The sequence below is a fragment of the Streptomyces sp. NPDC102514 genome (assembly GCF_055584525.1).
Genome location: NZ_JBVJLW010000016.1, coordinates 136,946 through 149,487, shown reverse-complemented (window position 1 = coordinate 149,487; position 12,542 = coordinate 136,946). Strand labels below are relative to the sequence as shown.

The window sequence follows — 12,542 nt, the reverse complement described above, 5'->3', positions numbered from 1 at the left end:
GCCACGTACGACACACCTGGGGGGGAAGGGGTCGAGAAGTCGATCCGCCCTCAGAAGTCGACCGGGTCGCGCACGATCGGGCACGTCATGCAGTGCCCGCCGCCCCTCCCCCGCCCCAGTTCGGCGCCGACGATGGTGATGACCTCGACGCCCGCCTTGCGCAGCAGGGTGTTGGTCTGGGTGTTGCGGTCGTACGTGAAGACCACCCCTGGCTCCAGCGCGACGGCGTTGTTGCCGCTGTCCCACTGCTGGCGCTCCGAGGCGTAGACGTCGCCGCCCGTCTCCACGACCCGAAGGGCGGGGAGCCCGAGGGCCTTGGCCACGACGTCCACGAAGGGGCGGGAGCCCTCGTCGGTCAGTTCGACGCCGGGTGCCTTGTCGGAGGGCCGCAGGGAGAAGGTGTGGACCTTGTCCATGATGGTCGGGTACAGGGTCACGAGGTCGCGGTCGGCGAAGGTGAACACGGTGTCGAGGTGCATCGCGGAACGCAGTCTGGGCATGCCCGCGACGATGACGTGCTCGGCGGCCCCGTGGGCGAACAGGGCCGCAGCGACCTGGGTGATCGCCTGGCGGGAGGTGCGCTCGCTCATGCCCATGAGGACCACGCCGTTGCCGACGGGCATGATGTCACCGCCCTCGAACGTGGCCTGTCCCCAGTCGAGTTCGGGGTCTCCCCACCACACCGCGGAACCCCGGTAGTCCGGGTGGAAGGTGTAGATCGCCTTCATGAGGAGCGTCTCGTCGTGCCGTGCGGGCCAGTACAGCGGGTTGAAGGTGAGTCCGCCGTAGAGCCAGCAGGTGGTGTCGCGGGTGTAGAGGGTGTTCGGCAGCGGCGGCATCAAGTACTCGCGTGCGCCGGTCGATTCGCGGGCCAGGGACACGTAACCGTCGCGGAACTCGTCGGGCAGGTCGACGGTGGACAGGCCGCCGATCAGGTACTCGGCGAGTCTGCGGGGCTCCAGCGACTCCAGGAAGGCGCGGGTGTCGTCGAGGAGTCCGAGGCCGACCTCGTTCGCGGTGATCTTGCGGTCCAGGAGCCAGGCGCGGGCCTCCGGGTCGGCCATGGTCTGTGCGAGCAGGTCGTGCAGTTCGACGACGTCGACGTCCCGTTCGCGCATCTTGTTCACGAAGTCGGCGTGGTCGCGCTGGGCGTTCTCCACCCACATGACGTCGTCGAAGAGGAGGTCGTCGGAGTTGGTGGGGGTGAGTCTGCGGTGGGCGAGGCCGGGTGCGCAGACCAGTACCTTGCGCAGTCTGCCGACCTCGGAGTGGACGCCGTACGCGGGCCGGGTCGGGGTGTCCTGTCGGGTCACGGTCTGCCTTTCGCGGAGTGTGTCGGTGTCTGCGGGGTCAGAGGCTGATCCAGCCGCGCGCGAGCGCGACGACGCCCACGACGGCGCCGGCCACCGAGACGGCGAGGATGACGAGTTCGCGGGGGGAGAAGAGCCGGCGGCCCTGTTCACGGCGGGCCATGACGAACAGGACCGTGGCGGGCGCGTAGATGATGAGGGACACGAGGAGGTACTTGAGGCCGGCCGCGTAGATGAGGAACGCGGTGTAGACGGTGGCCAGGGCGGCGACGGGGAGGTCCCATCGGCCCGCGCCGCCGGACCGCGCGACCATGACGGCGAAGGCGGCGGCCAGCAGGAACGGGATGAGGGTCAGGGCGCTGGTCAGATCGAGCGCGAAGTTGAACGCGTCGTCCGAGAAGAGCGTGACGACGAGCACGATCTGGGTCAGCACGGTGGTGATCAGCAGGGCGGGCACGGGTACGTCGGCCGCCGTGGAGCGCCCCAGGAAGCGGGGCATGTCCTCGTCCTTGGCGGCGACGAAGAGCACTTCGGCGGCCATCAGCGTCCAGGCGAGGTAGGCGCCGAGGACGGAGACGATCAGGCCGACGCTGACGAAGACCTTGCCCCAGGTGCCGACCGCCTCCTCCAGGACGCCCGCCATGGAGGGCTGGCGCAGCTCGGCGATCTCGCTCATCGGCAGGATGCCGTACGACACGATGGTGACCGAGGCGAAGATCGCGAAGACGCTCAGGAAGCCCAGGACGGTCGCGCGTCCGACGTCCTCGCGGCGCTTGGCGTGCCGGGAGTAGACGCTGGCGCCCTCGACCCCGAGGAACACGAAGACCGTGGCCAGCATGGTGCCCTTGACCTGCTGGAACAGTGATCCGGCGTAGTCGGCGCCGGCGAAGTTCTCGGCGAAGACGCTGGGCTTGAGGCAGAACAGCGCGATGAGGACGAAGACGAGGATGGGCACGACCTTGGCGACCGTGACGATCCGGTTGATGGCCGCGGCCTCCTTGACCCCACGGCTGATGAGCAGGAAGAACGCCCACAGGCCGGCGGAGGAGAGCAGCATGGCGAGGACCGTGTCGCCGTCGCCGAGCGCCGGGGCGATCGCCCCGATCGTCGACATGATGAGGACCCAGTACGTCACGTTGCCGACGCAGGCGCTCGCCCAGTAGCCGAACGCGGCGAAGAAGCCGAGGTACTCGCCGAAGCCGGCCTTCGCGTAGGCGTAGACACCGGCGTCGAGGTCGGGTCTGCGCAGCGCGAGCCGCTGGAAGACGAAGGCCAGCATGAGCATGCCGGCGCCGGCCACCGCCCACGCGATGAGCGCGCCGGCGACGCCGGTCTCCTGGCCGAAGCGCCGGGGCAGCGAGAAGACGCCCGCGCCGACCATGGAACCGACGACCATCGTGGTCAGCGTGGGCAGGGTCAGTTTGGCTGCGGGTGTCCGGGGCTCGGTTCCGTTTCCGGCACCGGTTCCGGTCTCGGCCTGGCTCATGGAGGTCCTCGGGCGTGGCAGGGAGACACGACGCGACTGCCCGGCGACATTAACAGCCAATTGCCCCTTTTGCCCGACCTGGTTCCTCCGAATGACTCGCCGCCGATTCAGTCATATGGTGCATCTATGGAGCATCTTCTGAGCCCCGCCACCCTCACCGAGCTGCGTCGGCCGCGGCCCTACCCGGCGGTGTCGGTGCTGACACCGACGCACCGCAGGGAGCCCGACAAGGCGCAGGATCCCGTCCGGCTGCGCAATGTGCTGGCCGAGGCGAAGAAGCAACTCGAAGCAGATCCCGCGGTCACCCGTGAGCGGCGGACGGACGTCGTCGAGCAGCTCGAACAGGCGCTGGCGGAGATCGATCTGAACCACTCCGAGGACGGCCTCGCGATCTTCGCGGCTCCCGGGGAGCACCAGGTGTGGTCGCTGGCCCGGACCGTGCCGGAGCGCGTCGTCCTCTCGGACACGTTCCTGACCCGCAATCTCGTCGCCGCGCAGGCCGCCGAGAGCCCGTTCTGGGTGCTGACGGTCTCCGCCGACCGGATCTCGCTGTGGAGCGGCGGCGGGGAACGCGTCGTCGAGGCGGACACGGCGGGGTTCCCGATGACACGGAGCCTGGAACCGCAGGACGTCGAGCGCGAGGAACGGGTCGGCGAGGTGCCGAGCACCTTCCGCGACGAGGAGACACGTCACTTCATGCGGGACGCGGACACCGTCCTCGCCGCCGTCCTGCGCTCCGATCCGCGTCCCGTCTACGTCGCCGGTGAACAGGCCGCGCTCTCGCTCCTCGGCGAGGTCGGCAACGTCACCAAGAGCACCGTCCATGTCCCGCACGGCGGGCTCGGGCACGCCGGGGCCGAGGCGGTGTGGCAGGCGGTCCGTCCCCTGGTCACGGCGGAGGGCCTGCGGAACATCGACACCGTGACGACCGAGCTGGAGAGCGCCAAGGGCCGCAGGGCGTTCGCGGCGGGCGTCGACGAGGTCTGGCAGAACGCGACCGCCGGCCGCGTGGGCCTGCTGGCCGTCGAGGAGAACTACCGCGTGACGGTACGCGACGACGGCGGCGACCATCTCGTCCCGGCCGACGGCGACGATCTCGACGCCCGGCACGACATCGTGGACGAGATCGTCGAACAGTGCCTGGACACCGGCGCCCAGGTCCGCTTCGTACCGGACGGGACGCTGGCCGAGGCGCAGGGCATCGCGGGAGTGCTCCGGTACTGAGACCCTGCGCGCTCAGGCCAGTTCGGCGCTTCCGAGGTGCTGCAGGAGCTGGTCGGTGGTGAGCGGGTGGAACGGTCCGCTGCGCGCGTCGCGGTACAGCCTCTCCAGCGGATGGCCGCGGCGGTAGGCGCCGCCACCGACCAGGCGCATGCCGATGTCGACGACGCGGATCGCGTTCTCGGTCGCCACGACCTTCGGGATCTCCAGCGCGCCGAGCCTCAGCGCCGGGTCGTCCGGCAGGTCGCGCCGCTCGTTGAGGCGCGCGGCGGCGACCTCGATCGTGTTGGCGGCGGCCTCGACGAGTACGCGCATCTCCCCGACCCCGACCTGCACCAGCTGCTGGTCGCCGACCCTGACGTCGGCGGCCTCGGGCACCGCGCCGAGTCGCTTCGTCCGCAGGATCGCGCGCGTCTCGTCGTACGCACGGCGGGCGAGCCCGAGGTACACCGACGCGAAACTCAGCGTCTGCCATTCCAGGTTCGCGAACAGACCCGGCCGGAACTCCGAGGACACCAGGTCGCCGGCCGGTACGAACACGTCGTCGAACACCACGGTCTCGGTGCCCGTCGCGCGCATGCCGAGCGCGTCCCAGGTCTTCTCGACGCGTACGCCCTCGGCGGAGGCCGGGCAGACCAGCAGCACCTCGCGCGTCGCGCGCACCGCGTGGTCGGCCGGCAGTTCGCCGTCGGGCTCGGTGATCGTCGCGTTCAGCGTGTGGAAGTCGGCCACCGGCGCCAGGGTGCCCCAGCTCTTGCGGCCGCTGACACGGAACCCGCCGTCGACCGGCACGGCACGGGTGTCGGCCAGTCCGATCACGCCGGCGCGGGTCTCGCTGTACGCGCCGTCGAACAGGTGTCCGTCGCGTGCCACGCCCGGGAAGAAGCGCTGCTGGTGTTCCTCGCTCCACATCCCGCGGAAGAAGCCGATCACGCCCCAGTGCATGTTGAAGGCCAGCGCGATCGCCGGATCGCCGTACGCCAGCAGCTCCACGCACCGCGCGGTGGTCGCGATGTCGGCACCCCACCCGCCGTACCGCTTAGGGATGTTGAGTCCCGGCAGTCCCAACGCCCTTACGCGCTCGGCCAGTTCGTACGGGAACGTGTTCTCCGCGTCGTGCCGCGGCCCGGCCTTGCTGAACTCCTCGGCCAGTTGGCGGCAGATCTCGAACGCCCGCTCGCGCTCGGCGGAGTCCATCTCGACGACGTGCACCGGTGGAGCCATCGAGTCCTCCTCGCTCACGGCGGCGCGGAACGTCGCCGGACTCTGCGGGGCTGGGGGCTGCGGGGCTGTGGGACTGCGGGGGACCGTGCGGAAAGCGCCTACAGCAGAATCAAATACAGCAGACCTCGCCGACGCCGCAAGGACGCCTGTCCGAAACGGCCTTCCGGCCGGGCCGGGTCAGTCGCGTTCCGCGTTGAGCCGGTCCACCGCGGCCTTCGCGTCACCGACGGTCAGGTAGTCGATGGCGACGAAGTTGACCGGCGCGCCCCTCACCCGTTCGCACGTGTGTGCCCGGTCCAGTACGGCCCGGCGGGTGTTGATCTCGCCCGCGTCGAGACGGCTGCCGCCGTCGGCGGTGATGAAGTGGTTGAGCAGGAACAGCCGCTTGCCCGTGCCGCCGCGGTGCGGGACACAGCTCAGTTCGGCGGGGGCACGGAAGGCGAACGGCGTCTCCATGGCGTACCGGTAGAAGTTGCGGTACCAGGGCGCCGGCCCGTCGGCCCGCTCGGCGAAGACCACGAGGCGACGGCCGCTGTCGATCATCTCGCCGAGCGTCGGCCAGGGCCGGTCCGGATCCTCGTCCGGTGTGAACAGCTGGTCCCGCAGACCCGCTTCGCGGAACGCGCCCTCCGTCTCCTCGCCGCTGAGGGCGTCCTGGACGATCAGCGTGACGACGTCCCCCGGGTTCGCTCGCAGCCAGTCGCCGATCTGCCGCAGCGTCGGCACCAGTTCGATCGCGCCCGCACGGCAGACGGAGTGGCAGAGCCACAGGCCCGGCCTCGGCGGGTTGAGCCCCTGGACGGCAGCGGTGATCTGACGGCGCAGCTCGGGCGGGAAGTCCGACTCGTCGAGCCGGCCGGTCACTTCCTCGGGGCGCTCCCAGCGGTAGGTGTCGAGCTGCAGGGCCCGTACGCCCGCGTCGAGCTGATCGGCGATGAGCGGGTCCTGGAGGGGGCCGATGAACTTGTCGGCGGTGGTGGACATGGCGTTGTGCGAGGTGAGCTGGGCGACCTCGTCGTACCGCCGGTCGCACAGGCGCGGGCTGCCCTGGCAGCTGCGCGGGGTGTCGTCGGAGAAGGCGATCGGCACGAGTGCGACGCCCGCGAGGGCGAGGGCCGTCGCGCCGGCCGCGGGCCAGAGCCCCGGCCGCCATGCGCGTACGGGCGCCCTGCGCCGCTCCCCCGCCCAGGCCAGGCCGACCAGGAGGGCGCCGGCCACCACCGGCACGAGGGCGGCGGTCAGCATTCCCGCGAGGAAGCGGTCGACGGCGGTGGCCTGCAGGTCGTCGAGCAGCCGGGCCGCCGACTCCGGCCAGGCCGCGGAGATGTCGACCGGCCTGCGGCCCACGGTCCACAGGATCACGAGCGCGACGAGCGCCGTGCACAGTCCGCCGGCCGCGAGCGCCCGGCCGAGGTGCCGCAGCCGCCGGGGCCGGGAGTCGGGGCCGGTGAACCAGAGTGCGGCGAGGGCCGCGATGCCGAGGGCGGCGGCCAGGGGTTCGACGACGTCGAGGGTGAGGTGGGTGGCCGCGCGGACCTGACGCACCTCGTCGAGTTCGAGGTCGGCGGCGATGTCCCAGGTCCCGCCGTCCGCGACCGTGCGCAGCCGGGCGGCGGCGGCGCGGGTGCGCTCCGAGAAGGCGGCCGGTCCGACGGCGGCGAGGGCGGTGGCCACGTCGCCGTTCTGCAGGGCGACCGTGACCTCCGGGCGCAGCGTGCCGCGAACGTCCTCGGGGGCGGCCCGCAGCAGGGCGTCCGCGGCGGTGGCCGCCTGGGCCTCCGTCAGGGCCAGCGTCGGCAGGCCTTCCGGGGGCCGGCCGGCACCGACCTGCCCCACCGCATCCTTCAGGTCGGCGAGGAAGGCCGGAAAGTCCGGTTCCTGCTGTTCCTGGAGCGAGGAGACCATGTCGCCGAAGTACGCCCTGGTCAGGCCGGTGATGTTGGCGATGACCGGCCGCAGGTCTACGGAGAGACGCAGGTCGTCCCTGTTTCCGCGCAGGTAGTCGACGAGATGCCCGATCTGCTGGTCCGTCAGCGCGCGCAGGGTCTCGGGCGGGAGGACCGTCTTGAGGTTGGAGGTCAGCACCGCCTCGGGCACCGGGAGCCGCCCCAGGAGGTCGCGGGTGACCGGCGTGATCCGCGGGTCGACCAGCACCTGGTTGTAGAGCCGGTCGTACGCGTGTTCGTCGGCCAGCACCGAACGGTGGAAGCCCGCGCTCAGTACGGTGCTGCGCGCGGTGGCCGTCAGCGCGACGACCGCGACGCACAGGACCGCGCAGATCCAGGCCACGCAGCGCAGCGCTCGTATCCGGGTCGACCCGACCATGCCCTCATGCTGCGCCAAGGGGCGCGCGGTGGCGAGCCGTGCGGCGGAACGGGTGAGGCGTTTTCGGACGGACCGGCGGCCTGCGGGCCCGCACGGCATGCCTCGTTGAATTATCCGACATAAAGTTCATTTCGACCGCCCGGCCGCTCCGGCTCATCGACACCGACACCGATAGCGACAGCGACAGCGAGGACAGCACTCGATGAACACATCACCGTCCCAGGGGCCCCACGGGCCCCGCCGACAGGGCCGCACGCGTTCGACCGTCGTCGCGGTGGCGGCGCTGGCCGCGGTTGCGAGCGCCGTCACCTCGTGCAGCACGGGCAGCGACTCGGACACCTCCACCCCCTCCTTCAGCGAACGCCCCTCGCCGCCCGACACCGCGTCCTTCTCGGGGACGGCCCCCTCCATGAAGGAGTCGGTCGTCGAGTCCGCGCGCGCCGCGGCCTCCGCGGCGGCGTCCTCCGCCTCGGCCGCGGCCTCCTCCTTCGAGGCGTCCGTGTCGGCGGAGGTGGAGCGGGCCAACCGTGCCGCGGAGAAGGCGCTCAAGGACGTGGACGGCCAGGGAAACGCCATGTCCGACGTCTCCATGACCGGCAAGCCGCGGTCCGGGACCGGCGGCCTGCTCGTCGTCCTGGTGAACATCACCAACAAGACCGACAGCAAGGCCTCGTACGCCGTGCGGGTCGATTTCGCCGACTCCTCCGGCAAGACGGTGGAGACCCGGTATGTCGGCGCCGAGGACCTCGCGCCGGGCGAACGCGCCCAGCCACTGGCGGTAAGCCGCAAACCGGCCGACCCGCCCCTGACTCCCAAGCTGTCCCAGGCCCAGCGGTACTGACCTGCCACGCAGCTGAGGGCACGGTGCGGCGCGCGGCCATTGCCCGTGCCGCGCGGAGCGGCTAGGAAGATCGGATGACTCGCTCCCCGCTCCCGGTCTGCGGCCCCGAGGGGCCACTGCGCGCCACGCCCTCGGCACAGGGCCCGTCCCCCGTCCGGGCCGTGCTGTTCGACTTCGGCGGCACGCTCTTCCAGATGGGCTCCTACGCCGACCGGATCCGTGCCGTGGTGCAACGGCCGGTCGGTGAGCGGGAGATGGACGAGTTCCTGAACGGGCTGGAGAAAGGGCTGGCCGATCCGGACGTCGTCGAGGCGCAGCGCGGGCGCGATGTGTCCTCGCGCGCACACCGGCGCGCGTTCACCACGTGGTACGCGTCGGTACCGGAGCTCGCGCCGCACGCGGACGCGCTCTACGCGCAGTTGCAGGCACCCGAGCACTGGGTGCCGTACGCGGACACACGGTCCACGCTCGCACGGCTGACCGACGAGGGGATCGCGCTCGGCGTGGTCAGTGACGTGGGCTGGGATCTGCGGGCGACGTTCGCGCACCACGGACTCGATCAGCATTTCTCGTCGTGGGTGCACTCCTACGCGTACGACACGGAGAAGCCCGACCCGGTGCTCTTCGGGCGCGCCTGCCGCGAGTTGGGGGTCACGGCCGCCGAAACGCTGATGGTCGGTGACCATCCGGCGAAGGACGGCGGGGCGGCGGGCGCGGGGCTCCGGGCCTATGTGCTGCCCGCCGGAGCCGCTCCGGGCGCGGTCCGGGGGCTGGACGCCGTGCTGCGGCTGGCGGGACCGGCCGGGGCGAGTCGCACCCCTTCGACTCCCCCGGGTTGAGTACGACTGTCGAGTACGCCTGTTGAGTACGCTCCGGCCGCCGATCCGCGTACCGGATCCGTCCCGGTCAGCTCCCCCGGGAGGACAGTGGCACGTGCCAGCGGCACCACCCTGTCGTGTGTTGCCGAATCCCTTACAGCGCGTCGCAGGCTGTGCAACAGTCGTAACGGACCTTCCCTCTGCCTTGGTCGTACCGTGCCTGTATCGGAGTACGTCATGCCGTCCCCTCTCTCGGCGGACCACCCTGCCGCCCAGCCGCCTCCGCGCGGCGCGGTCGACGCGCTCATCTCGCAGACGCGCCGGCTCCGGGGCGACATGGACGCCGTCCGACGCGACGCGCCGGCCGACGGCACGGACCCGGAGGGACGCTGGCAGCGTGCTCTGTGCGACCTGGCGATGCATCAGATCGACGACCTCGACGCGCACTTGTCGCAGTTGAGGGACGGCCCCTCGACCGTGCCCGCCGAACGGGAAGCGGCACCCGCCGCCGTACGGGCCGCGCCGCCCGCGTCCCCCGGGCGCGGCTCACTGATCAGCCGGGTCGGCAGCGCCGAGTGGAACCTGCTGACGGACGAGGCCACGTGGTCCGGTGAGCTGTACCAGATCCTCGGCAGGGACCCCGCCGCTCCCCCGCTCACCCTCGACGAACTGCCCTCAGTGGTCCTCGACGAGGACCGGCCGAGGCTGACCTCGATGGTCACGGACTGTCTGATCGACGGCAAACCGATCGACGGGGAGTTCGGCATGGTCCGGCCCGACGGCAGTGTACGGACCGTGCACATGATGGGCGAGCCGGTGCTCGACGCGGACGGCAGCACCGCCTCGATGTGGGCCGTCCTGCGGGACGTCAGCGAACTGCGCCGCAGCCAGCGGACCGTCAGTGAGACCAGGGACTCGCTGCAGCGCCAGCGACAGGCCGCACAGACCGAACACCGCCTCGCGGTCGAACTGCAGGAAGCCGTCCTGCCACCGTGGCGCGGCGCCCCGCCGCTCCCGCAGCAGGGCCCGGGAACGCTGGACCTGGCCGCCCGCTATCTGCCCTCCTCGACCAGCACCCTGATCGGCGGCAACTGGTACGACGCCCTCGACATGCCCGACGGACAGACACTGTTGAGCGTCGGCGACCTCACCGGCCACGGCGTCGCCGTCACCTCGGGCATGGCGATGCTGCTCGGCGCACTGCGCGGCATGGCCGTGGCGGGCACCGAACCCGGCCAGCTCATGTCCTGGCTCAACCAGTTACTCGACTCCTCCGCCCAGCCCGCCCTGGGCAGCGCGGTGTGCTGCCGCTACCGGCCGCAGAGCCGGACCCTCGTGTGGGCGCAGGCCGGACACCCCGCCCCGCTGCTGTTCCGCAACGGGACGGGGCGCATGCTCGCTCCGCCCGACGGCGTCCTGCTCGGCGCCACCTCGGGCGCCGTCTACGGGCAGGCCGAAGTGGCCCTCGAACCGGGCGACCTGCTGCTCCTGCACACCGACGGACTGGTCCCCCCGCGGTCGGGATGCCTCCGCCCGGACGCTACCGGGACGGTGGAGAGCACCGCGGACGTCAGCCGCCTCCTCGACCTGGCCCCCCGTTTCCAGGAGGCCCGCAGCGCCCAGGACTGCGTACGGACCGTGGTGGAGGAGTTCGGTGAGACGGAACGCGAGGACGACGCCTGCGTCCTCGTGGCCCGGGTCACCACCTGAGGAGTCCTGAGGCGGGCGGCCCGGGTCGTCGGTCGCAGCGCACACGTCCCGGCGCGCGGGGCTCGGCGCACAAGTCCCCTACGCCCGTGCGCCGTTGCCGCCCCTCGGCTTCAACGGACCTGACTTCAACGAGCCCTTGGGCAGCGACAGTTTGATCTCCTCACGCAGATCGTGGATCTTCGGATAGCTGGAGTACTGCCCCGTCAGCCGGTACATCTCGCGGAGCCGGTCCCAGGTGCGATGGGAGGAGTTCGACCCCATCGACGTCAGGGCCAGGCGTGCGTACCGGTCGGCCTGTTCGGGGTCGTCGGCGATGAAGCAGGCGGAGGCGAGCGAGAGATGGTCGAAGATCTTCGACCGGTCCCGCCCCTTCTCCCGGAGCGCCAGGGCCTCCTTGGCGTGGCGCTGCGCGACGGCGGCCGCGGCCGGGTCGTGCTCCGCCAGTGTCCGGTACGCCAGCGCCTGCATGCCGTGCATGTCCGCCTCGTCGAAGAGCTGCATCCAGCTCGGCGGCGGCACGTCACCCTTGTCCGAGACGAAGAGGTCCTCCGCCTCGCCCAGGGTGCGCCGCATGGCCTGGCCCTTGCCCAGTGACGCCTGTGCCCAGGCCTCGATGGTGTAGAGCATGGCCCGCGTACGCGGCAGGACCTCGTCGCCCGATCCCGACTTGGCGAGATTCATGAGGTCGAGCGCGTCGTCGGGCCGGCCCAGGTGCAGCATCTGACGGGCCGCCCGGGAGAGCGCCTCGCCCGCACGGGGCCGGTCACCGCCTTCTCGGGCCGCGTGCGCGGCGATGATGAAGTACTTCTGAGCCGTGGGCTCCAGGCCGACGTCGTGCGACATCCAGCCCGCGAGCACGGCGAGATTGGCGGCGACGCCCCACAGGCGCCGCTGCAGATGGTCGGGGTGCCGGTAGGAGAGCATGCCTCCCACTTCGTTGAGCTGTCCTACGACAGCCTTTCTCTGCAGGCCGCCACCGCGGGCCGCGTCCCAGGCCCGGAACACCTCGACCGAGCGCTCCAGTTCCTCGATCTCCTGCGACCCGATGGGGGCGGCCTCGTAGCGGTCGAACCCGGCGGGGTCGGCGTGCAGGGGATCGTCGGTTTCAGGGGCGTCGGCCACCAGGGCCGGATCGGTGTGCAGCCACTCGTGCATGGAGCTGCTGATTGCGGATCCTGCGGCGAGCGCGGCGCCCGCGCCCACCAAGCCGCGTCGGTTGAGCATGAGGTCCATTCCCGTGAATTCGGTGAGGACCGCGGCAGTCCGCTCGGGCGCCCACGGCACACCGTCGGGATGTTCAGCACTCCCGCCGCTTGGCCGTTTCCCCGTACGCCCGTGCCGGACCAGACCGAGATCCTCGATGGTCACGACACGGCCGAGACGCTCGGTGAACAGTGCTGCCAGCACCCGTGGCACCGGATCGCGCGGGATCTCTCCCGTGTCGATCCACCGCCGCACCCGTGAGGTGTCCGTCGCCAGCTGGGGGTGGCCCATGGCCGCCGCCTGCCGGTTGACCAGCCTCGCGAGTTCGCCCTTGGACCAGCCGGCCAGGCCGAACAGGTCCGACAGTCGGGTGTTGGGTTGTCCGCTCACGTCAAGCCCCCAGG

The 12,542-nt window shown here is 71.3% G+C and carries 9 protein-coding genes; 4 read left to right on the top strand and 5 right to left on the bottom strand.

What is annotated here, in order from left to right:
* Window positions 1–50 precede the first annotated feature (50 nt).
* On the bottom strand, window positions 51–1,313 hold the full coding sequence (locus tag ACZ60E_RS34295) for an arginine deiminase (protein ID WP_469445566.1): 1,263 nt from the start codon (window positions 1,311–1,313) through the stop codon (window positions 51–53).
* Window positions 1,314–1,350: 37 nt separating this feature from the next.
* The gene (locus ACZ60E_RS34290; protein WP_384809100.1) at window positions 1,351–2,796 is read right to left on the bottom strand and encodes a basic amino acid/polyamine antiporter; all 1,446 of its coding nucleotides are present in this window, start codon (window positions 2,794–2,796) and stop codon (window positions 1,351–1,353) included.
* Between the two features lie 126 nt (window positions 2,797–2,922).
* On the opposite strand from ACZ60E_RS34290, the gene ACZ60E_RS34285 reads away from it, so the two are divergent.
* Window positions 2,923–4,020 (top strand): baeRF3 domain-containing protein, encoded by a 1,098-nt coding sequence (locus ACZ60E_RS34285; protein WP_469445565.1) that lies wholly within the window; start codon window positions 2,923–2,925, stop codon window positions 4,018–4,020.
* Window positions 4,021–4,032: 12 nt separating this feature from the next.
* Here the strand turns inward: ACZ60E_RS34285 and ACZ60E_RS34280 are convergent, their stop codons facing one another.
* Window positions 4,033–5,241, bottom strand: a complete 1,209-nt coding sequence (locus tag ACZ60E_RS34280) for an acyl-CoA dehydrogenase family protein (RefSeq protein WP_469445564.1) — start codon at window positions 5,239–5,241, stop codon at window positions 4,033–4,035.
* A gap of 177 nt (window positions 5,242–5,418) precedes the next feature.
* Window positions 5,419–7,566 carry a PI-PLC domain-containing protein gene (locus ACZ60E_RS34275; RefSeq protein WP_469445563.1) on the bottom strand — a complete coding sequence of 716 codons (2,148 nt, stop codon included), beginning with the start codon at window positions 7,564–7,566 and terminating at the stop codon, window positions 5,419–5,421.
* Between the two features lie 202 nt (window positions 7,567–7,768).
* On the opposite strand from ACZ60E_RS34275, the gene ACZ60E_RS34270 reads away from it, so the two are divergent.
* The 3 genes from ACZ60E_RS34270 to ACZ60E_RS34260 all read left to right on the top strand — a co-directional run bounded on the left by ACZ60E_RS34270 (window position 7,769) and on the right by ACZ60E_RS34260 (window position 10,935).
* Window positions 7,769–8,407 (top strand): hypothetical protein, encoded by a 639-nt coding sequence (locus ACZ60E_RS34270; RefSeq protein ID WP_469445561.1) that lies wholly within the window; start codon window positions 7,769–7,771, stop codon window positions 8,405–8,407.
* Window positions 8,408–8,481: 74 nt separating this feature from the next.
* Window positions 8,482–9,246 (top strand): HAD family hydrolase, encoded by a 765-nt coding sequence (locus ACZ60E_RS34265; RefSeq protein ID WP_469445559.1) that lies wholly within the window; start codon window positions 8,482–8,484, stop codon window positions 9,244–9,246.
* Between the two features lie 216 nt (window positions 9,247–9,462).
* The gene (locus tag ACZ60E_RS34260) at window positions 9,463–10,935 is read left to right on the top strand and encodes a PP2C family protein-serine/threonine phosphatase (protein ID WP_469445558.1); all 1,473 of its coding nucleotides are present in this window, start codon (window positions 9,463–9,465) and stop codon (window positions 10,933–10,935) included.
* Window positions 10,936–11,013: 78 nt separating this feature from the next.
* Here the strand turns inward: ACZ60E_RS34260 and ACZ60E_RS34255 are convergent, their stop codons facing one another.
* Window positions 11,014–12,528, bottom strand: coding sequence for a DNA-binding protein NsdB (locus ACZ60E_RS34255; protein ID WP_469445556.1), 1,515 nt, complete (start codon window positions 12,526–12,528; stop codon window positions 11,014–11,016).
* Window positions 12,529–12,542 lie beyond the last annotated feature (14 nt).